The organism is Streptomyces sp. NPDC048288, from assembly GCF_043201555.1.
Classification (GTDB): Bacteria; Actinomycetota; Actinomycetes; order Streptomycetales; family Streptomycetaceae; genus Streptomyces.
This window is the reverse complement of the sequence record NZ_JBICZD010000006.1, coordinates 334,273-354,018: the sequence shown is the minus strand read 5'-3', so window position 1 is coordinate 354,018 and position 19,746 is coordinate 334,273. Positions and strand designations below refer to the sequence as shown.

Annotated in this window: 11 protein-coding genes and 1 pseudogene; 7 read left to right on the top strand and 5 right to left on the bottom strand. The window is 71.8% G+C overall.

The genetic code is table 11. The features are described from left to right. Positions 1–130: 130 nt before the first annotated feature. Positions 131–250, bottom strand: a pseudogene (locus ACGFZS_RS23530) (CorA family divalent cation transporter); the annotation flags it as partial. Positions 251–1,191: 941 nt separating this feature from the next. On the opposite strand from ACGFZS_RS23530, the gene ACGFZS_RS23525 reads away from it, so the two are divergent. From ACGFZS_RS23525 to ACGFZS_RS23510, 4 genes are all read left to right on the top strand, one after another. Further along, positions 1,192–8,181 (top strand): SDR family NAD(P)-dependent oxidoreductase, encoded by a 6,990-nt coding sequence (locus ACGFZS_RS23525; protein ID WP_393796779.1) that lies wholly within the window; start codon positions 1,192–1,194, stop codon positions 8,179–8,181. Between the two features lie 95 nt (positions 8,182–8,276). Continuing rightward, entirely contained in the window at positions 8,277–9,248 is a 972-nt protein-coding gene (locus ACGFZS_RS23520) for an ATP-binding cassette domain-containing protein (protein WP_393796778.1), read from the top strand. 15 nt (positions 9,249–9,263) lie between these two features. Continuing rightward, positions 9,264–10,010 (top strand): ABC transporter permease, encoded by a 747-nt coding sequence (locus ACGFZS_RS23515; RefSeq protein WP_393653955.1) that lies wholly within the window; start codon positions 9,264–9,266, stop codon positions 10,008–10,010. A 194-nt stretch (positions 10,011–10,204) separates the two neighbouring features. Further along, complete coding sequence (locus tag ACGFZS_RS23510) at positions 10,205–10,303, top strand: transposase (RefSeq protein WP_393796777.1); 99 nt, start codon at positions 10,205–10,207, stop codon at positions 10,301–10,303. Between the two features lie 693 nt (positions 10,304–10,996). Here the strand turns inward: ACGFZS_RS23510 and ACGFZS_RS23505 are convergent. Beyond that, the gene (locus ACGFZS_RS23505; protein WP_393796776.1) at positions 10,997–12,178 is read right to left on the bottom strand and encodes a magnesium and cobalt transport protein CorA; all 1,182 of its coding nucleotides are present in this window, start codon (positions 12,176–12,178) and stop codon (positions 10,997–10,999) included. Between the two features lie 197 nt (positions 12,179–12,375). Between ACGFZS_RS23505 and ACGFZS_RS23500 the strand changes: the two genes are divergently transcribed. Continuing rightward, the gene (locus ACGFZS_RS23500; RefSeq protein ID WP_393796775.1) at positions 12,376–13,488 is read left to right on the top strand and encodes a winged helix DNA-binding domain-containing protein; all 1,113 of its coding nucleotides are present in this window, start codon (positions 12,376–12,378) and stop codon (positions 13,486–13,488) included. Between the two features lie 28 nt (positions 13,489–13,516). Here the strand turns inward: ACGFZS_RS23500 and ACGFZS_RS23495 are convergent, their stop codons facing one another. Continuing rightward, a complete protein-coding gene (locus ACGFZS_RS23495; RefSeq protein WP_393796774.1) occupies positions 13,517–14,164 on the bottom strand; it encodes a LysE family translocator in 648 nt (215 codons plus the stop codon). Positions 14,165–14,229: 65 nt separating this feature from the next. On the opposite strand from ACGFZS_RS23495, the gene ACGFZS_RS23490 reads away from it, so the two are divergent. Together ACGFZS_RS23490 and dmpI are read left to right on the top strand one after the other, a co-directional pair. Beyond that, entirely contained in the window at positions 14,230–15,096 is an 867-nt protein-coding gene (locus ACGFZS_RS23490) for a LysR substrate-binding domain-containing protein (protein WP_393796773.1), read from the top strand. Between the two features lie 380 nt (positions 15,097–15,476). Beyond that, positions 15,477–15,701: a 4-oxalocrotonate tautomerase DmpI gene (gene dmpI, locus ACGFZS_RS23485; RefSeq protein ID WP_393536241.1), complete on the top strand. Its 225-nt coding sequence runs from the start codon at positions 15,477–15,479 to the stop codon at positions 15,699–15,701. 109 nt (positions 15,702–15,810) lie between these two features. On the opposite strand, the gene ACGFZS_RS23480 is transcribed toward dmpI, so the two are convergent. Both ACGFZS_RS23480 and ACGFZS_RS23475 read right to left on the bottom strand, forming a co-directional pair. Next, positions 15,811–16,602, bottom strand: a complete 792-nt coding sequence (locus ACGFZS_RS23480) for a S1 family peptidase (protein ID WP_393796772.1) — start codon at positions 16,600–16,602, stop codon at positions 15,811–15,813. Between the two features lie 204 nt (positions 16,603–16,806). After that, entirely contained in the window at positions 16,807–19,608 is a 2,802-nt protein-coding gene (locus ACGFZS_RS23475) for an ATP-binding protein (RefSeq protein ID WP_393796771.1), read from the bottom strand. Between the last annotated feature and the right edge of the window lie 138 nt (positions 19,609–19,746).

Here is a 19,746-nt window from a genome sequence, read left to right as displayed (position 1 = left end):
CAGCAGGTCGAACCCAACATCCGAGCCACGGCACCTGCGCCCAAACCCGGTCCGGAACACCTGGCCGACCAGCACAAGTGCCGTGGCTACCGAGGGGAAGCGCGAGCCAGGGCCTGTTGTGGCGGGCCTCGCCAGCAGATGAGCGCAACTCCGGCATCTCCCGGAAATTCATCCCGTAGATCGTGCCGACCAGGGCCGGGGCGAACAGGATGGCCGCCCAAGAAGAGATCTTCTTGAAGTTGCCTCCCTGGAGGTTCTGACCTGAGATAACCGGCCCACTGTCGCTTCTGGCTTGCGCAGGTGGCCCTTTCGGCATCTTTCGTGGTCATGCTTCGTTATGCAGTCGATTCTCCCCACGTCCTCCCCGGGGCGGCGCATACTCCCCGGATTCTCCCCGGCGGAGGCAATGATCAGGAGTGCAGGGTAGGTGGTGCTGGCGCGAGTCTGTCAGCGTACGGCTGTTACGGTCAGTCACCCCTTGGCGAGTCGACCGGTGCCGCGATCGGCCTTCGAATGCCGTGTCGCTGCGTCGGATGTCCCTCGTGGCTGAGGGGCCGTTCGAAGGTGATGGACCTGGGCGCGGTCCAAGCCGGGGGTGTTCCGGCGAAGAGGTTCCCGGTTGTCGTGGTCGACATCGCCGTAGTGGAGCCGGCTGTTGGACACGCCAAGGGGGCATTGCGAGGGGCCGCCGGAGACCCAGGTGGCGCCGTCGGCCTGGAGCGGCCTGTGGTGGCTGTGAGGCGGGGCGGTGTGTGGATGGCGATTGCCATCCCTCGGTGAACGCCAAAGCAACTGTCCGCGTGTCCGAAGCGGAGCACTCCGGCCGCCTGCCGTGGCCTCGGGCCCATGAGGTGACGGTTGCCGAATTGTTGTCGCCGCATTGTATATCTTTCGTTCTGGGAACTGGGGGCAGATGGAGAGGCCGGTCGTGCCAGGACGGGAGGGTACGACCATTGCCCACTAGGGCAGTTCAATGCGTTCACGTGTTCCCTGGGTGGCTTGGTGGACTACAGTGGCGACGCGGTCACGGCAGTCGTGAAATCCGTGCTCGGCATTTCCGAACGGCTGGTGCCTATCGGTGTCGTGAGGGACATTCTCTGTGACTCACCGAACTCTCCTTTTCTATTTCCGGCACACGGTCCGCCGCTGACTCGACCGCGTTGGTAAGCGCTCAGTGGAATCGGAGTACTAGTGAAGTTTTCCGCGGCGGAACCAATCGCCATTGTGGGAATGTCGTGCCGTTTCCCGGGAGGCATCCAGTCTCCTGACGACTACTGGGACCTCTTGGCAGAGGAAAGGCACTTCTCGTCCGGTTTGCCGGGCGATCGGGGTTGGGACCTCGATCGGCTGTACAGCGAGGATTCCACCGCAGAGGGAACGACGTACGTACGGCGGGGCGGTTTCCTCGACGACGCCGCCGGCTTCGACGCGGCCTTCTTCGGCATCGGGCCGCGGGAGGCCACCGCGATGGATCCGCAGCAGCGCCTGCTGCTCGAAGGGGTGTGGCACGCCCTGGAAGACGCCCGAATCGCTCCGCGTTCGCTGCTGGGCTCCAGAACCGGTGTCTACGTAGGGATCTTCGAGAGCCACTATGTGCGCAGCAACGGGACCACCGACACATCGGGGCTGGAGAGCCATCTGTCGACCGGCTTGGCGCCGAGCGTCGCTGCCGGACGGATCTCGTATCTGCTGGGTCTGAACGGACCGGCGATGGCGGTGGACACCGCGTGTTCGTCGTCGTTGGTGGCGACTCACCTCGCGGTCAAGGCGCTGCGAGCCGGCGAGTGCGACATGGCGGTGGCCGCCGGTGTCTCGGTCATGGCCGGGCCCGAACTGCTCGTCTACATGGCCAGGATCGGGGCGCTGGCCGACGACGGGCTGAGCCGTGCGTTCGCGGAGGAGCGTCGCGGATTCGCGCCGGCCGAGGGCGTGGGCGCGCTGGTGCTCATGCCGTTAGAGCGTGCCGTCACCGAAGGCCTTCCCGTGCTCGCCCTGTTGCGGGGAAGCGCGGTCAACGAGGACGGTGCCAGCCAGGCGCTGAGCGTGCCGAACGGCGCCGCCCAGCAGGCCCTGATCGCGGAGGCGCTGCACGACGCCGGACTGCGGCCCCAGGACGTCGACCTCGTCGAGGCGCACGGCACGGGAACGCAGGTCGGCGATCCCATCGAGGCCGCGTCGCTGGCGGCCGCCTACGGGGCCGCGCACCAGGCACAGGCTCCGGTGTGGATCGGCTCGGCCAAGTCGAACATCGGGCACACGCAGGCCGCGGCCGGCATGGCCGGGCTGATCAAGGCGGTGCTGGCGCTGCGCCATGAGCGGATGCCCGCGACGCTTCACGCGCAGCGGCCACTGGCATCGGTCGACTGGTCGCAGGGGGTGCGCCTGCTGCACCGGGCGCGCCCGTGGCCGCGCGGCGAGCGGCCCCGACGCGCGGGGGTGCTGGCCTACGGCATCGGCGGGACGAACGCCCACGTCCTGGTGGAGGAAGCGCCCGCCCGGCCGCAGCCCACGCCGCGCCCTCGTGGTGAGGTCCCAAGGCGGCTGTTGTGGCCGCTCTACGCCGCGTCGGCCGACGGCCTCCGTGACCTCTCCCGGGCGCTCGCCTCGGCGGTCCGCGCGGAGCAGGGGGATCCGGCCGATGTGGGCTACTCCCTTGCGACGACGCGCAGTCCGCTGGCCGAACGCGCCGTGGTCACCGGATCGGACGTCGCCGAACTGCTGGCGGGGCTCGACGCGCTGGCCGAGGCCGACGAGGGGGCCGCGCTTCCGGCCGGTGTCGCTCGTGCCAGGACCGCTGAGGCGGTGTCGGGCCCGGTGTTCGTGTTTCCCGGCCAGGGAGCCCAGTGGGCGGGAATGGCGGCCCAGCTGCTGCGGGAGTCGCCCGTCTTCGCCGAGGCGTTCGAGCGGTGCGCCCGAGCGCTCCATCCGTGGGTGGACTTCGATGTCGCCGACGTAGTGCGCCGGAGCCCGGGGGCGCCGCCGCTCGAACAGGCCGACGTGGTGCAACCCGTACTGTTCGCGGTGTACGTCGCGCTGGCGGACCTGTGGCAGGCCCACGGAGTGCGTCCGGCCGCGGTGATCGGACACAGCCAGGGTGAGATGGCCGCGGCGTACGTCTGCGGCGCGTTGTCTCTGCAGGACGCGGCCCGGGTGGTGGCCCTGCGCAGCGCCGCGCTGCGCAAGATCTGTGGCCTGGGTGCCATGGCGTCGGTCGCCCTGCCGGCGGAGCGGGTTCGCGACCTCGTGGACAAGTGGGGCCTGAACGTCGAGGTCGCGGTGTGCAACGGGCCTGCGGCCAGCACGGTCGCGGGCGATCCGGACTCGGTCCTGCAATGGCTGGCCCATTGCGAGCGCGAGGGTGTCTGGGCGCGCCAGGTACCCGTCGACTACGCATCGCACAGCCGTCATGTCGACCTGGTCCGTGACGTCGTCCTGGCCGATCTCGGGGAGGTCGTCTCGCAGGCCCCGGCGATACCGATGATCTCCACGACCACGGGAAAGCCGATCGGCGCGGGTGAGCTCGACGCGGCGTACTGGTTCCGCAATCTGCGTCGGCCGGTGGTCTTCGACACAGCCGTGCGTACCGCACTGGACCTGGGTCACCGGACCTTCGTGGAAATCTCGCCGCACCCCGTCCTGCTGGGGCCGCTGCGGGACCTGCTCGCCGACGCCGGGCTGGAGGGACAGGCGTGCTCCTCGCTGCGGCGCGACCACGGCGGCCTGTCCGACTTCCTCGACGCGCTCGCCAGCGCCCACGCCCGGGGCGTCGAGATCGACTGGAGCGTGCTGTACCCGGACGCCCGGAGCGTCGGGCTGCCCGGCTACCCGTTCCAGCACCGCCGCTTCTGGCTGTCCCAGGCCGGCCCGGCACTCGACGTGGCTTCGGCCGGTCTCGACCGCGTCGAGCACCGGTGGCTGGGCGCGGCGCTCCCGCTGCCGGACGGATCCGTCGTACGGACCGGGCGGCTGGCCCTGGCCGAGCATCCCTGGCTGGCCGATCACGCCGTGCACGGCACCGTGCTGCTGCCCGCCACCGGCGTGGTCGAACTGCTCGCGCAGTCGAGCGACGACGCCGACGGAGCCCGCGGCATCGTGGACACCGTCCTGCACGCACCGGTGGTGCTCGGTGAAGGGCCGGTCGACATCCAGGTGCACAGCACCGCGCCGGACGCCGAAGGCCGACAGCACCTCGCGCTGTACTCGCGCCCGCACGGCAGCGCCGGAGAGTGGACCAGGCACGCCGAAGCCTCCACCGGGGACCTGCACGCTCCCCCGGCCGCTACGGCGGCCTGGCCGCCGGCGGACGCCGAAGCCTGGGATCTGACTCACTGTTACCGCGACCTGCGCGGCAGGGGGTACGAGTACGGTCCGGCCTTCCGCAACCTCGTGGCCGTCTGGCGCGGCGAGGGCGGCGCCGTGCACGCCGAGGTCCGGCTCCCCGGAGACCAGGACCCGGCCGGTTTCGCCCTGCACCCCGCGCTGCTGGACGCCGCGTTGCATGCGCTCGTCATGACCGGGCAGGGCGGTACGACCCGCCTGCCCCACGCCATGACCGCCGTGAAGGTGTTCGCGCGCGGCGCCAGGGTCCTGAGGGCCACGATGACCATGACCGAACACGGCGCCGTCGATCTCACCGCGACCGACGACACCGGCAGGCCGGTTGTGCGGATCCAGGGCCTGCGCCTGCGCCCGGTGTCGACACGTCACCTGCGGGCACTGCTGGCCGCCGCCGACCGCTCCGCCTACCGGGCCTCCTGGCGGCCGTACGAAGCCGACCACGCCGCCGAGCCGGCCGCGGTGACCTTGGCGGCTGTCACCACGGGAGCGGACCTGCCGGTGACGGACACCCACCCGGACGTGGCGGCACTCGCCGCCACCGGCGTCGTACCCGGGGCGGTGGTGCTGGACTGCCGCGGCCCGCAGGAGAATCGGGTGGACAGCGCCGGACTCGCCCGGGAGACAAGGGAACGGCTGGGCGTCCTGCTGACGCAGTTGCAGGCATTCCTGCGCCACGAGCCCTGGGCGAGGACCCGCCTGCTGATCCTGACGTGCCGCGCGGAGTCCACCACGTTCGCGGAGCCGGTACTGGATCTGGCCGGGGCGGCCTGCGCGGGGCTGGCCCGTTCCGCGGTGAACGAGTTCCCCGGCCGGGTCCAACTGCTCGACACGGACCACGGCGGTGTGAGCACCGACGTCCTGCATTCGGTGCTCGCGGCGCCGCACCGCACCCTGGCATCGCGGGACGGAAGGCTGCTGCTGCCCCGGCTGGTGACCGCCCACGACGACGAGGCACTGCAGCTCCCGGCCGACGACATGCCGTGGCGGCTGCTGCCCTCGCCTCAGCGGACGCTGGAAGCCGTCCGCCCGGCGCCGGAGCCGGACCTGGCCGCACCCGTGGCAGCCGGAAGGCTCCGGGTCCGCGTCGTGGCCACGGGCGCGAACTTCCGCGACACCATGGTGGCCCTGGGCCTCGTCAAGGGCCGCTACCTGGGTTTCGAGGCCGCCGGAGTCGTCACCGAGACCGGCGCCGGCGTCTCCGGGTGGCAGTGCGGGGACCGCGTGGCCCTGCTGCCGCCCAAGCTCCCGGAGTTCGAGGGCTATTACGGCCCGGTGGCCGACGTCCTGCCGTCACAGCTGGAGCGGGTCCCCGACGGAGTGTCGCTGGTCCAGGCCGCGGGAAGCCAGATCGTCCACGCCACCGCCCACCTCGGGCTGGTCGTTCGCGCGGGGCTGCGGGCCGGCGAGAAGATCCTCATCCACTCCGCGGCGGGCGGGGTGGGAATGGCCGCGGTGCGGATCGCGCAGCAGTGCGGCGCCGAGATCTACGCCACCGCCGGCCCGGCCAAGCAGGCCGTCGTGCACGCGATGGGGGTGCCCCGCCACCGGATCGCCAACTCCCGCACCACGGAATTCGAGACCGAGTTGCGGGCGGCCACCGGAGGCACGGGCGTCGACGTCGTCATCGGCAGCGTGACCGGCGACATCCTCGACGCGTCGCTGCGACTGCTGCGGTCCGGCGGCCGCTACCTGGACATGGGGCGGCAGGAGAGCCATGTCGCGGAGGGCATCGCCGCACGGTTCCCGGACATCGGCTACGAGTACCTCGACCTGCCGGGCATGCTGATCGCCGGCACCTACGACCCGCCGGTCCCGTTCGGGGATCCCGCCATGGTGTCGCTGCCCACCCAGCGGTGGAGCATCCGCCACGCGCGGCAGGCGCTGCGCGCTCTCAGTCAGGGGCAGACCACCGGCAAGGTCGTCCTCACCCAGCCGGCGCCCCTCGACCCTGGCCGGACCGTGCTGATCACCGGCGGCACCGGAGCGCTGGGCGGGCTGCTCGCCCGCCACCTGACCGGCACGCACGGCGTCCGGCACCTGCTGCTCCTCAGCCGCAGCGGCGACGCCGCCCCGGGTGCCGAGGACCTGCGCCGCGACCTGGAGGCGCACGGGGCCGACGTCACCATCGCCGCGTGCGACGCCGCCGACCTGGAGGCGCTGCGGACGGTGATCCGGGCAATTCCCGAGGATCGCCCGCTCGGCGCCGTCGTCCACACCGCCGGGGCGCTCGCGGACGCGCTGCTGACGGACCTGACCCCGCGCCATCTCGACGAAGTCCTCCGGGCCAAGACCGACGCCGTCCTGAACCTGCACGAACTCACCCGGGACCTGGAGTTGGACGCGTTCGTCGTCTACTCCAGTCTCGCCGGCACGGTCGGCAACCCCGGTCAGGCCAACTACGCCGCGGCCAACGCCTTCCTGGACGCGTTCGCACACCACCGGCGCCACCAGGGCCTGCCCGGCATCTCGATCGCCTGGGGCCTGTGGCAGGAGACCAGCGGGCTGACCGCGGAGCTGAGCCGGGAGCAGCGCACCCGGCTGGCCCGGCTCGGTCTCGCACCGACCAGCACCCGGCAGGCGCTGGCCGGCTTCGACGCCGCCCTGGACCTGGACCTTCCCTACCTCGCCGTCACCGCGCAGGCCGCCGCCGGCGAGCACACGCTGCCCGAGGTGTTCTCCGACGCCTTCGCACATCGGCGAAGGCCCGCCGCCACGCCTGCGGTCGGCGCCGCAGCCTCGCGTGAACTCGACACGGAACAGCTGCGCAACCGGCCGGCCACCGAGCGGATCGCCACGCTCACCACACTCGTCCGCACCCACGCCGCGGCCGTCCTCGGTCATTCCTCCTTCGAGAACGTCAGTGCCGAGCAGACACTGCGCAATGCCGGCTTCGACTCCCTCGCGACGGTCGAGCTGCGTACCCGGCTGGAGAACGCCACCGGCCTGCGCCTCGCCGCCACGGCGCCCATGGACCACCCCACTCCCGCCGCTCTGGCGCGGCACCTGGACACACTCGTCACCGGTGCCTCACCGGCAGGCAGGGACGACGCCTTCCTCGACAAGGTGGCGGCCGGCGTCCGCGCCGGTGACCGCCTGGGGACGCTACGACTGCTGCACCTGGCCGCTGACCGGCGCCGGCTCGCCGGCGACGCCGACGACCTGAACTCCGTACGATGGGAAAGGCTGAGTGCCGGAACGGGAGCGCCCACGATGCTCCTGCTGCCTCCGATACCCACAGCGCCGGGCACTTCGCCCTACGAGCGGCTGGCGCGGCAACTGGACGCCCGCCATGGCATGCTGACGACCGGCCTCCCGGGCTATGCGGCCGACCCGCTGCCGGCCGATCTGCCCACGGTCCTCGAAGCCCTCGTGCGCGCACTGCCCGAACCCGATCCGCAGCGGCCGTACCTGCTGCTGGGGCACTGCACCGGGGGCACGCTGGCCGCGGTCCTCGCCGAGGCCCTGGCCGAGCACGGGCACCCGGTCTCCGGTCTGGTCCTGCTGGACAGCCCACGCCACATGGCATCAGTGCCCGAGTCCTTCTTCGCGGACTTCGAGAGCGCTGTCACCGACCCGGCGGGACGCAGCCTGATCGCGATGGAGCACCTCACCGCGCTGGCCGCGTACCACCGGATGCTGGACGCGGCGCCGCCCGGCGATCCCGCCGTCCCGACCCTCTACCTGCACCCGAAGGACAGTCCCTTCTCCTCGGAGTGGCCCGCGGAGCTGACCTTCCACTGCGTCCCCGGCGAGCACGCCTCGATGGTCGACGAACACGCCGCCGAAGTGGCCGCCGCCCTCAGTACCTGGCTGGATCGCAGTGGCGGCGACGCCACCGCGTAGCTCCCCGCACTCAGCAGGACCGCACCACCTCCTTGCACAGCGGTGCCGAGTCCCCGCACCACGGCGGGACTCGGCACCGGACACCGCTCACACCGATGGGGCCCGAGCCGAACGTGATGATCGAGACGAAGGGGCTGCGCAAGTCGTTCCGCGGCCGGAAGAGAACCGTGGAGGCGGTCCGCAGCGTGGATCTCACGGTCCGGGAGGGCGAGGTCTTCGGCTTCCTCGGGCCCAACGGCGCGGGCAAGACCACCACGCTGCGGATGCTCACCACCCTGGTGGAGCCCGACGGCGGCGAGGCCCGCATCGCCGGAGCCGACCTGCGGCGCGCCCCCGGCGAGGTGCGCGGACGCATCGGCTACGTCGCGCAGGGAGGATCCACCTGGGGTGATGTGTCGGCACGCGAGGAACTGGTCTACCAGGCCAGGCTGTACGGGGTGGGCAAGGCCGAGGCGCGCGAGCGGGCGGAGCGGGCGACCCACGCGTTCGAACTCGAAGGGTTCGCCGATCGCCCCTGCAAGACCTACTCGGGCGGACAGCGCAGGCGACTGGACGTCGCGCTCAGTGTGATCCACGAACCGCGCGTGGTCTTCCTCGACGAGCCCACCACCGGCCTGGACCCGCAGAGCCGCACCCGCATGTGGGACGAGGTGGGCCGCCTGCGCGACGAGGGCATGACCGTCTTCCTCACCACGCACTACCTCGACGAGGCCGACACGCTCTGCGACCGGATCGCCATCATGGACAACGGTGAGATCGTTGCCGAGGGCACCCCGGCCGAACTCAAGCGGGAGATCACGGGGGACGTCGTGACAGTGGGGCTCACCGCCGGCGCCCCCGAAGCAGCCGGGCTGCTGGAACTCGAGCCGTGCGTACGGAAGGTGGAGACGCACGACGAGACGCTCCGGCTGTACGTCGACGCCGGCGCGACCGCGCTCCCGCGGATCCTGCGCGTGCTCGATGCCTCCGGCATTGCGCCCGACAAGATCGAGCTGCATCGCCCCAGCCTCGACGACGTCTTCCTCACCAAGACCGGCCGGACGCTCCGCGACACCCCGGTCGACTGACCCTGGAGTGGACTCGTGAAACTCGCCCGCGACACCTGGCTGGTGTTCTCCCGGCAGATGACGCTCGTGCTGCGCAACCCCGTATGGCTCATCGTCGGACTGCTGCAACCCCTTTGCTTCCTCTTCCTGTTCGGTCCGCTGCTGAGGCCGGTGCTCAAGGGCGCCAACCCGTACCAGGTGTTCGTGCCCGGCCTGCTGGTCAACATGGCGATGCTCGGCACGATGTTCGCGGGCTTCGGCCTGATAGCCGACCTGCGCGCGGGCGTGCTCGAACGGATGCGGGTAACCCCCCTGAGCCCGTTGTCCCTGCTCCTGGGCCGCTCGGCCCGGGAGGTGCTCACGCTTCTCCTGCAGTCGGCGATGATCACTCTTCTGGCCCTGCCGTTCGGACTGCGGATTCGCCTGGGCGATCTGCTGCTCACATACGCGCTCCTGGCCCTGATCGCCCTGATGCTCTCGGCGGCCTCCTACGCTCTGGCTCTCAAGCTACGCAACGAAGACGCGCTCACCCCGCTGCTGAACACCCTCGCGATGCCGTTGCTTCTGTTGTCGGGAATCCTGCTGCCTATGGCCCTGGCACCAGCATGGCTGCACACCGTCGCCAGGCTGAATCCGTTCCTGTGGGCGGTCGACGCCTCCCGCGCGCTGTTCAACGGTCACCCGGGCGACTCAAGTGTCTGGCAGGCACTGGTCATCATCACCGTCCTGACCACCGCCGCCGTAACCTGGGCAGCCCATTCGTTCGCTCGCAGCCTGCGCTGACCTCGCCCGATGGAAGTAGCACCTGATGAGTGACGTGGCTGTCCCTGCCGAGGCGGTTGAAGAGGCTCGGTCGGCAGAGCCACACGAGTGCTGGATTCCGCTCGAAGGCGAGATGACCGACCACCTCGGATCCGAGAAGCACGACCCGGCCGGTGCCTGCAGCGGCAACAGCCTCATGGAGCCCGGTCAAGACCGTGGTGACCGACGTCGGTTCGGTGAAGATCGCGGTGCCGCGTGACCGCAACGGCAGCTTCGAGCAGCAGATCGTCAAGTGGCCTGTGAGTGGGCGTTAACGCAGGGGCTTCCGGTACATCCGCCTTGCCTGTGCCCTGCTGTGAGGGGCAGCTCACTCGTCGGCGCCTCTGATTCGGCAGCGGATGGTGTCGCTGACGGCAAGAGTGGGGCGGGGGACTCCAGGCTGCTGGTGCGGTGACCAGGCGGCCGATCTCGGCCGTGGAGTATGAACGGAAGACGCGCCTGGGGTCGGACGGCAGTGTCTCAGGCGGTGACGACCTGCGGGCGGAACAGGCGAGCGGGGATCAAGCGTTACGCGTTCCGGTTCGAGGCCCATGGCGACGTCCGTGGCGGAATCCGGCGCCTTGATCGGTTGGACCACGATGCGGGACGCCATCCGGCCTGGAGGGCTTCGGCGACGAGGAGGGAGCCGGACGCCCGGTCACCGCCCTTCGCCTTTGCTATCTGCCCTGGAGTTCCTTCACCTCGCGCTGCGTGCGACGTTGTTTTCGATGACGCATCATGCGGAGTGCGCGGCGATTCTCGGACCGGTCGTGGCCTGTGGTCGTGATCCGTCTCACGACGCGGGCGCCGAGGTCACGCATGGGTGTCACTGGCTGTGACGGGCCGCAGGGGCAGTCGGCTCGGCAGGCACTGGCGAACAGGGAGGCAAGGCGGGTTCGTTGCGCCAGGCGGAAGGAGGGGAACCCCATTCGGTTCTCCCCCGACTCCGGATGGGTGAGTGCTCGACCCTAGAGCCAGTCCCGCCGCTTGAAAATCACATACAAACTGGCACATACAACCCCCATCAGGCCGATTGCGAAGGGGTATCCGAACCCCCAGTGCAGCTCGGGCATGTGGGAGAAGTTCATGCCGTAGATGGTGCCGACGAGCGTGGGGGCAAAGAGAATCGCGGCCCAGCTGGAGATCTTCTTGATCTCCTCGTTCTGTTCGAAGCCGGCCTCTGCCAACGCGCGCATCTCGGCGTTCTGTTGCTGGGTGACCAGGGTCGCGTTGACGGTGAGGATTTCGGTGAGGGCCTGGCGGAAGCCGTCGACGCGTTCGCTGATGTGGGTGACGTGGTCGGCGACGTCGCGGAGGTAGCGCTGGAGTTCCTCGTCGGTCTCGTACTTGGTGAAGCCGGCCATGAGGCCGTGCAGCATGCCGACGAGGGGGCGGGTGGCGCGCTGGAACTCGACCATTTCGCGGGAGAGTTCGTAGATACGGCGGGAGACCTCCGGGTCACCGCGGAAGACTTCCGTCTCGATCTCGTCGATGTCGTTCTGGACGCCGGAGACGACCGGGGCGTAGCCGTCCACGACCGCGTCGAGTATGGCGTAGAGGACCGCTTCGGGGCCGAGTTTGAGGAGGTCGGGGGAGTCCTCCATGCGGCGGCGGACCGCCGAGAGGTCGGGGGCCGCGCCGTGCCGGACCGTGATCACGAAGTCCGGGCCCACGAAGACGTGGAGCTCGGCGAAGTCGACCTCTTCCGGTGCGTCCAGGTAGCGGGCGGCGCGCAGGACGACGAAGAGCGTGTCGCCGTAGCGTTCCAGCTTCGGGCGCTGGTGGGCCTCCATCGCGTCCTCGACGGCGAGCGGGTGCAGGCCGAACTCGGAGGCCAGGGAGAGGAGTTCGTCCGAGGTCGGACGGGCCAGGCCGATCCAGGCCATGCCCGAGGGCTGGTCGCGCAGTTCGCGGTACGTCTCGGCGAGGGTCGCCGGCGTCGAGACGCGCACCCCGTCCCGGTACAGCGCCGCCTCCACGACGCTCTGCGGCTCGGCCGGGTCGCCGGCCGGCGGGGACTGCGGCTGCGGCAGCTCCGCGGTGTCCGGCTCCGTCGTCAGCGCGCGGCGCCAGACGGACCTTCTGCTGCTCCGGCCGTTCTTGCCGTTCCCGGAGTGCTTGGAGGCCGGGCTGGGGCGTCGCTCGGACATCGCGGTCGCCTCTCGATGGAGCCTGCGTCGGCGTGCACAGTGTGCTCCGCGTGGTCGGTGGGTCTCGGAGCAGGATATACGGGGCATACGGGCCCGGCGGAGGAATCGGAGAGGGAGCCGGGTAAGGAGGGGGAGGAGGGGAGGGGGAGGAGGGAAGCGGACAGGATCTGTCCTCGATGGGGGCTAGCGTGCGCCGTATGACCAAGACGCCGTCCGGGCCGGTCCTCGGCACCCGTGCCCTCAACCGCGCCACCCTCGACCGCCAGCTGCTGCTGCGACGCTCGGCCCGGCCGGTGAAGGAGGCGGTGGCGCACCTCGTCGGACTCCAGGCGCAGAACGTGAAACCGCCGTACTACGCCCTCGCCGCGCGTCTCGACGGCTTCGCCCCCGAACAGCTCGCCACGCTCATGGCGGACCGGGAGGTGGTCCGGATCGTCACCCTGCGGTCGACCATCCACACCCACACCGCCGACGACGCCCTCACCCTGCGGCCGCTCGTCCAGCCCGCCCGGGACCGGGAGCTCATCGCCTTCCGCAAGGGACTGGCCGGCGTCGATCTGGACCGGCTCGCCGCCCTCGCCCGGGACCTCGTCGAGGCCGGGCCGCGCACCATGGCCGAGCTGCGCCAGGCCCTCCTCGCCGAGTGGCCCGGCGCCGACCCGCAGTCCCTCGCCGTCGCCGCGCGGTGCCGGCTGCCGCTCGTCCAGGTCACCCCGCGCGGCCTGTGGGGCCGGTCCGGGCAGGTCGCCCTCACCACCGCCGAGCACTGGCTGGGCCGGCCGGCCGAACCGGCGCCCGGCCCCGACGGGACGGTCCTGCGCTATCTCGCCGCCTTCGGGCCGGCCTCCGTCAAGGACATGCAGACCTGGGCCGGACTGACCCGGCTCCGCGAGGTCTTCGAACGGCTCCGGCCCCGCCTGCTCACCTTCCGGGACGAGCGCGGTACGGAGCTGTTCGACCTGCCCGAAGCCCCGCGTCCCGACCCCGGCACGCCCGCCCCGCCGCGCTTCCTCCCCGAGTTCGACAACCTGCTGCTCTCCCACGCCGACCGCGCCCGCGTCGTCCCGCCCGAGCACCACGGCCGGGCCTGGCGGGGCAACCAGGCCTACCGCACGCTCCTGCTCGACGGCTTTCTGGCGGGCGTGTGGCAGCTGGACGGCGAGGTCCTGACCGTCGAGGCCTTCGGGCCGCTGAGCCGAGAGCGGCGGGCGGAGGTGGCGGCGGAGGGGGAGCGGATGCTGGCCGCCCTGTTCCCCGGCACGTCGTACGACATCCGGTTCGGGACGGTCGTAGCCCCGACCGGTCGGTGATCTCCGACTCTGCGGTCGGTGTGGTGGCTCAGTCCGCGCGGCCCGTCACCGCCACCGTGACACCCAGCCCGATCATCGCCATCCCGCCCGCGCCGCCGACCAGGGACAGTCGGCGGTCCGAGCGGGCGAACCAGGTGCGGGCCGCCGACGCGGTCAGGCCCCACAGGGTGTCCGTGACCAGGCCGATGGAGATGGGGACCAGGCCGAGCAGCAGCATCTGGGCGGGGACCCGGCCGGCCGTGTGGTCGACGAACTGGGGGAGGACGGCGGCGAAGAAGACCACGCCCTTGGGGTTGGTGACGCCCACCAGGACGCCGTCCAGGACCGTGCGCAGATCGCCGCGCGGTGCGCCCGCCGGGGGCCGCCGGATGGCCGAGGCCTTGAGTTCCTTGCGGTGCCGGAAGGCCTGGACGCCCAGGTAGACCAGATAGGCCGCGCCCAGCAGCTTCACCGTCAGATACACCGTCACGGACCGCTCCACCAGCGAGCCGATGCCGATCGAGACGGCCACCACCAGCAGGTACGACCCGAAGACATTGCCGAACGCGGTGGCCACCGCGGTACGGCGGCCGTGTGCCAGCGCCCGGCCGATCACGAACAGCACGCTGGGGCCGGGGATCGCGATGACCAGCAGCGACATCGCCGCGAAGGCCAGGATCCGGTCCGTGGACACCATCGGCCCCACTCCTCCCGCTCGGCTCGTTCAGGGCACATTCAAACAGGGCCTCTAGAGTCGGGGCCATGGAACTGCGGCAGCTCACCTATTTCGTCGCCGTCGCCGAGGAGTTGCACTTCGGACGGGCCGCCGACCGGCTGCACATCGTGCAGTCCGCGGTGAGCATGCAGATACAGCGCCTGGAGCGGGAGCTGGGCGCCGAGCTGTTCGACCGTTCGCCGCGCCGGGTCCGGCTCACCGGCGCGGGGGAGCGGCTGCTGCCCGAGGCACGGGCGGTGCTTGCGGCGGCCGAGCGGGCGCGGGCCGCCGTCGCCCCGCCGTCCGGGCTGCGGATCGGCACCAGCACGGGACTCGGCGCGCATCTTGACCGGGTGCTGGCCGCGTTCGCGCGCCACGCGCCGGACGTGCCCGTCGAGCTGTACTCGCTGCCGGTCGCCGAGCGGCTGGCCCGGGTCGCGGGCGGACGGCTGGACGCCGCGTTCGTCCGGGCGGTCGAGCCGGCGCCCGGCGTACGGGTGCACCCGCTGTGGCCCGACCCCCTGGTGGCCGCCCTGCCCGCCACCCACCCCCTCGCCGGCCGGGCCGAGATCGACGTCGCCGAACTGGCCGGGCTGCCGCTCGCGCTCACGGAGCGCCGCACCAACCCCGCCCTGGTCGACCTGGTCGTCGGCGCCTGCCGCGAAGCCGGCTTCGAGCCGCTGCCCGGACCCTCGCCCGGCTCCCTCCAGGACACCCTCGCCAGCATCGGCACCCGCCCGCTGTGGACGGTCGTGTACGCGTCCCACGCACGCGTGCTGCACACCCCGAAGGTGGCCTTCGTGCCGTTCCGCCCCCCAGGCCTGGCCCTCACCACCGGCCTCGCCACCTCCGCGACCACCCCACCCCCACACCTGGACACCCTGCTGCTGGCCTGCGGCGATCACGAAGGCTGACACCGGAGGCCGGTCGCGGAGGCCGGTCGCGGGGGCCGAGTGCGGAGGCCGGGCGGCATGAAGGCTGGGCGCGGAGGCCGAGCGCGGAGGCCGAGCATGAAGGCTGGGCGCGGAGGCCGGTCGCGGGGGCCGGTCGCGGGGGCCGGGCATGAAGGCTGGGTGCGGAGGCCGGTCGCGGGGCCGGGCGCGGAGGCCGGGCGGCATGAAGGCTGGGTGCGGAGGCCGGGCGCGGAGGCCGGTCGGGGAGGCCGGTCGGGGAGGCTGGGTGCCAAGGCTGATCGCGGAAGCCGATCGCGAACGCCTGTGACCAGCATTGATCACGAAAGCTGATCGCGGCAATCGGGAACTGCTTCTTGGTCGGGGGCGGTGCGCGCGGTGGACTGGGGGCATCGAACAGGAAGCGCACTCGGAGGAGTTCAGCGATGCCGATCGTCACCATCCAGCAGGGTCCCCGCGACACGGAGCTCAAGCGGGACCTCGTCCGGCGGGTCACCGACGCGTTCGTCGACGCGTACCGGATTCCGGCCGAGACCGTGCAGGTGTGGATCCACGAGGTGCCGGCGGAGAGCTGGGGGGCCGCAGGGACGCTCACCGCCGACAAGTAGGACAAGTGGGCGGATGCATGGATAGGGGGCGCTGCGGGCTGCTCGTGGTAGCCCGCAACGCCCCCTGGTCACTCACCTGAGGGATACTCAGGAGTTCCGCTGGGGAGGGTTAGGAGTTGACCTGCGTGGTCACCAGGTTCGAGAAGGTGGTCAGCCGGGTGTAGACACCCGGGTAACCGGCCTCCGCGCACCCCTCTCCCCAGGAAGTGATCCCTGCCAGGACGCCCCCGATGAGCAGGGGACCGCCGCTGTCGCCCTGGCAGGTGTCTACGCCGCCGGATGTGTATCCGGCGCAAACCATGTCGGTCGCGACGAAGTCGGAACCGTAGGAGCTCTTGCAGCTGGAGTCGGACACGATCGGGACGGTCGCGGTCCGCAGCTGGTTGGAGGAGCTGCCGTTCTCCGAGGTGGTGCCCCAGCCGAGGATGCGGGCCGTGGTGCCGGCCGAGTACACGCTCGTGTCCGAGGCGGAGACGTACGACGCCGGGGTGTACGACATCGACGTCGACAGGGTCAGGACGGCCACGTCGTCGCCGTTGGTGGCGTCCGTGTAGTCCGGGTTGATCCAGATCTTGCTGACCCGGCTGACCGTGCCGTTGGTGCCGTTGAGATAGGTCCGGCCACCGACCACGCGGACGCTGCTGGTGGACTCGCCCTCCATACAGTGCGCGGCGGTCACCACCTTCGTCGCCGACACCAGGGTGCCGCCGCAGAACTGGCTGCCCGACGCGTCCGTGATCTGCATCATGAACGGGTACGCGGTCGTGGTGGTCGTGGTGCCGCCGACGATCGGCTGGGGGGCGGCTGACGCGGTGGGGGACGCGATCAGCGCGGTCGCTGCGGCGGCGACCGTCGCCACGAGGGTGGCGGCGGCCTTTCTTGCGCGGTTTGGCCCGAACATGAGTCTCCTCAGTGGGGGTTGCCGGTGGGGGTCGCGCGGGTGTGGGGGGTGCAGCACGGGGGTCGCGGGACCGACCCCCGTATGCCCGGGCGAGCGGCACATCCATAAGCTAGGACCCGGAACCCCACCCTCCCAATGAGGGAACCCCCTAGGGGGATGGGGGAGGGAAAACCCTCGGTCCGCCTCAGTTAACCGGGAGCGCTCTCACTTCGCGCGTCGCCCCGCCGCCAAACGGACTATGTCGACGCGCGATCGGATGCCCAGTTTGCGGTACACCCGGGTCAGCGTCGCCTCCACCGTCTTGACGCTGATGAACAGCCGGGCGGCGATCTCCCGGTTGGTGGCGCCCTCCATGACCAGCGCGGCGACCTGACGCTCCATCGCGGCCAGCCCGTCCAGGGCGGCCGGTTCGGCCGGCGTCTCCACCTGCGGCTCGGGGGCCGAGACGGCTTCGTCCACCTGGCGGAGCCAGGGCAGCGCCCGGCACCGCCGGAACAGCCGGGTGGCCTCGTCGAAGGCTGTGGGGGAGCGCCGGTCGCCCAGCGAGGCCAGGGCGAACGCGGCCCGCGCCTCCTCCAGACCGTAGCCCAGTTTGGCGAACCGGTCCTGAGCCGAGGTCAGCTGGGCGGCGGCCGCCTCGTGGTCCCCGTGCGCCGCCCGGACCAGCGCCTCGGCCCGGTCGAGGGCGGCGAGCACACTCTCCCGGCCGAGCCGGAGCGCGTGCTCCCGGGTGACGTCGATGACGTCCCGCGCCTCGGCCGGTTCACCCACCCGGACGAGTGCTTCGGCGAGGTCGCCCTGCCAGCGGCCGCGGGCCGGGTCGGTGATGCCGAGGCTCTGCTCCAGCTCCCGCACCCGGCGCAGCGAACGGACGGTGCCCGCCGGGTCGCCGGCCACCAACTGGGCGTATCCGAGGGCGCCCAGGGCGCGGGAGAGGTAGACGGTGTCGCCGTCCTGCTCGGCGTGTTCCACGGCCTCCCGGGCGAGGGCCAGGCCCCGGTCCACATCGCCGCCGGAGGCCTCGGCCAGTGAGGTGAGCATCGCGGAGGCGGTCTCGCCGATCCCGGAGTCGTGGGCCAGGCGCAGGCCCTCGCGGGCCAGGTCGAGGGCGCGGCCGCAGTGCCCGGAACGCAGCTCGGTCTCGGCGAGCCCACGCAGGAAGTGCACCTCGGACTCCACCTGGCCGCGCCGGCGCACCTCGCGCAGCAGCGCGGTGACCGTGGTCCGGGCGTCGGCCAGCTGGTCGCCCATCACCAGCCAGCGGAACCGGGCGCTGCCGGCCCCGTTGTGATGACAGGACACGGTCGGGTCCTGCGGCTCCTTCAGCGCGCGCTTGATGGTGGCGGGCGCCGCCGGATGGCCCATCAGGGTCTCGACCTGGGCCTGCAGGGACAGCGCGAGGAGTTCGGTGCGCCGGTCGCCGCCCTGGGCCGCGAGGTCGGCGGAGTGCGCGGCCGCCTGCCGGGCCTCGGTGAAGTCGCCGCCGACGATCAGCGCCCGCCAGGCCAGCTGGTAGTGGACCAGGCCGAGCAGCCGAGGGTCGTCGCCGGCGTCGGCGAGGGCGTGCGGGAACGCCGCGTCGACCTCGGTCATGGTGTGGCCGGCGGAGTCGATGACGAGGATCCAGGCCCGCACCCGGTCCGCCGGACGGGTGGCGTGGGTGAGCACCTCGCGGGCGATGTCCTGGGCGAGGTCGACCTCGCCCGCGCTGGTCGCGTCCTCGGCGGCCCGCAGCCGCCGCTCGTCCGGCCCTGGCACGTTGTCGACGGGGGTGTGCCGGGCGGCGAGCAGCCCGATCTGCGCGGCCACCGAGGGCGCGCCCCGGTCCCGGGCCTCGGTCGCGGCCTCCGCCAGCTGCGCGGCCACCTCGGGGTCGGTGCCGGTGGTGGCCAGGGCCAGATGCCGGGCCCGCTCGATCGGGTCGGAGGCGGCCGTCGACAGCGCCGCGTGCGCGGCCCGGCGCTCCTGGGCGGGCGCCTCGGCGTACAGCGCGGCGGAGATCAGGGGATGCGCGAAGCGTACGGCGGGACCCTCCGGCTCGGTGGCCAGCAGCCCGAGTTCGGCCGCCTGGGCGCACTCGGCCTCGGCGTTCTCCCGGCCGGCCGCGTGCAGCAGCGCCTGGGTGGGTCGGGCGCCGGCGCTGGCCACCAGGAGGGTGCGGCGGGCCTCCACGGAGAGCATGTCGAGGCGGCTGAGCACCAGGGCGCGCAGCGAGGTCGGCACCGGCAGCGGCTCTCCCGGGCGGGGCGGGGTCGGGTTCTCGGCGAGGGCGCGGCCGAGTTCCAGGGCGAACAGCGGGTTGCCGCCGCTGGTGCGGTGGATCTCCCGGACCGCGGCCCGGGTCAGGCCGGTGTGGCCGCGGTGGTCGAGGAGTTCGGAGACCTGTCTGCGGGTGAGCGGGCCGAGGCGGACGGCGACGGTGTCCGGGGGCGACGCGCGTAGGTGGCGGTCGTACTCCTGGCCCTCCGTGCGGACCGCGCACAGCAGTTGGACGGGGGTGCCGCCGAGCCGGCGGGCGGCGAAGCCCAGCAGCTCGGCGCTGGCCGGATCCAGCCACTGGAGGTCGTCGGCGACGATCAGTACGGGGCCCTCGGCGGCCAGGGCGCGCAGCGCGGAGAGCACCGCGAGGCGCAGGGCGAGGCCGTCGCGCTGGAGGGTGGACTCGCCGCGGCCGGTGAGCGCCGACTCCAGGGCGGTGCGCTGGGCGCCGGGCAGCCGGGGCGCGATCTCGTCGAGGACCAGCCCGAAGAGGTCGGCGAGCGCGAGGAAGGGCAGGTGCGATTCGGACTCGGTGGCCGAGCAGCGCAGGACCGTGCGGGCGGCGCCGGAGTATTCCGTCTCCAGCGCCCGCAGGACCGTCGATTTTCCTATTCCGGCGGGCCCGTGCAGGAGGACGCTGCCCCCCGAGGCGAGTTGCTCCCGGGCGGTCGTGAACAGTTCCGCCCGGCCGATGACCAGGTCGGGGCGGCATCTGGCAGGCTCCTGGAAGTCCCGTCGCACGGTCACCGCTCCCCTCGTGTGTCGTGTCCGGGCCAAATTCTAGGCAACGGAGCCAGGAATTCGGCCGGATGGCGTGGTGAGGGAAATAACAGCGCGTCGGCAGCTGGAAATTCAAAGCGCGTCCGCATGAATGGAATGGGTCCC

Coding starts and splice junctions, on each gene's coding strand:
- ACGFZS_RS23520 (WP_393796778.1), top strand. CDS start 8,277: ATGGGGCCCGAGCCGAACGTGATGATCGAGACGAAGGGGCTGCGCAAG.
- ACGFZS_RS23505 (WP_393796776.1), bottom strand. CDS start 12,178: ATGTCCGAGCGACGCCCCAGCCCGGCCTCCAAGCACTCCGGGAACGGC.
- ACGFZS_RS23500 (WP_393796775.1), top strand. CDS start 12,376: ATGACCAAGACGCCGTCCGGGCCGGTCCTCGGCACCCGTGCCCTCAAC.
- ACGFZS_RS23495 (WP_393796774.1), bottom strand. CDS start 14,164: ATGGTGTCCACGGACCGGATCCTGGCCTTCGCGGCGATGTCGCTGCTG.
- ACGFZS_RS23490 (WP_393796773.1), top strand. CDS start 14,230: ATGGAACTGCGGCAGCTCACCTATTTCGTCGCCGTCGCCGAGGAGTTG.
- ACGFZS_RS23480 (WP_393796772.1), bottom strand. CDS start 16,602: ATGTTCGGGCCAAACCGCGCAAGAAAGGCCGCCGCCACCCTCGTGGCG.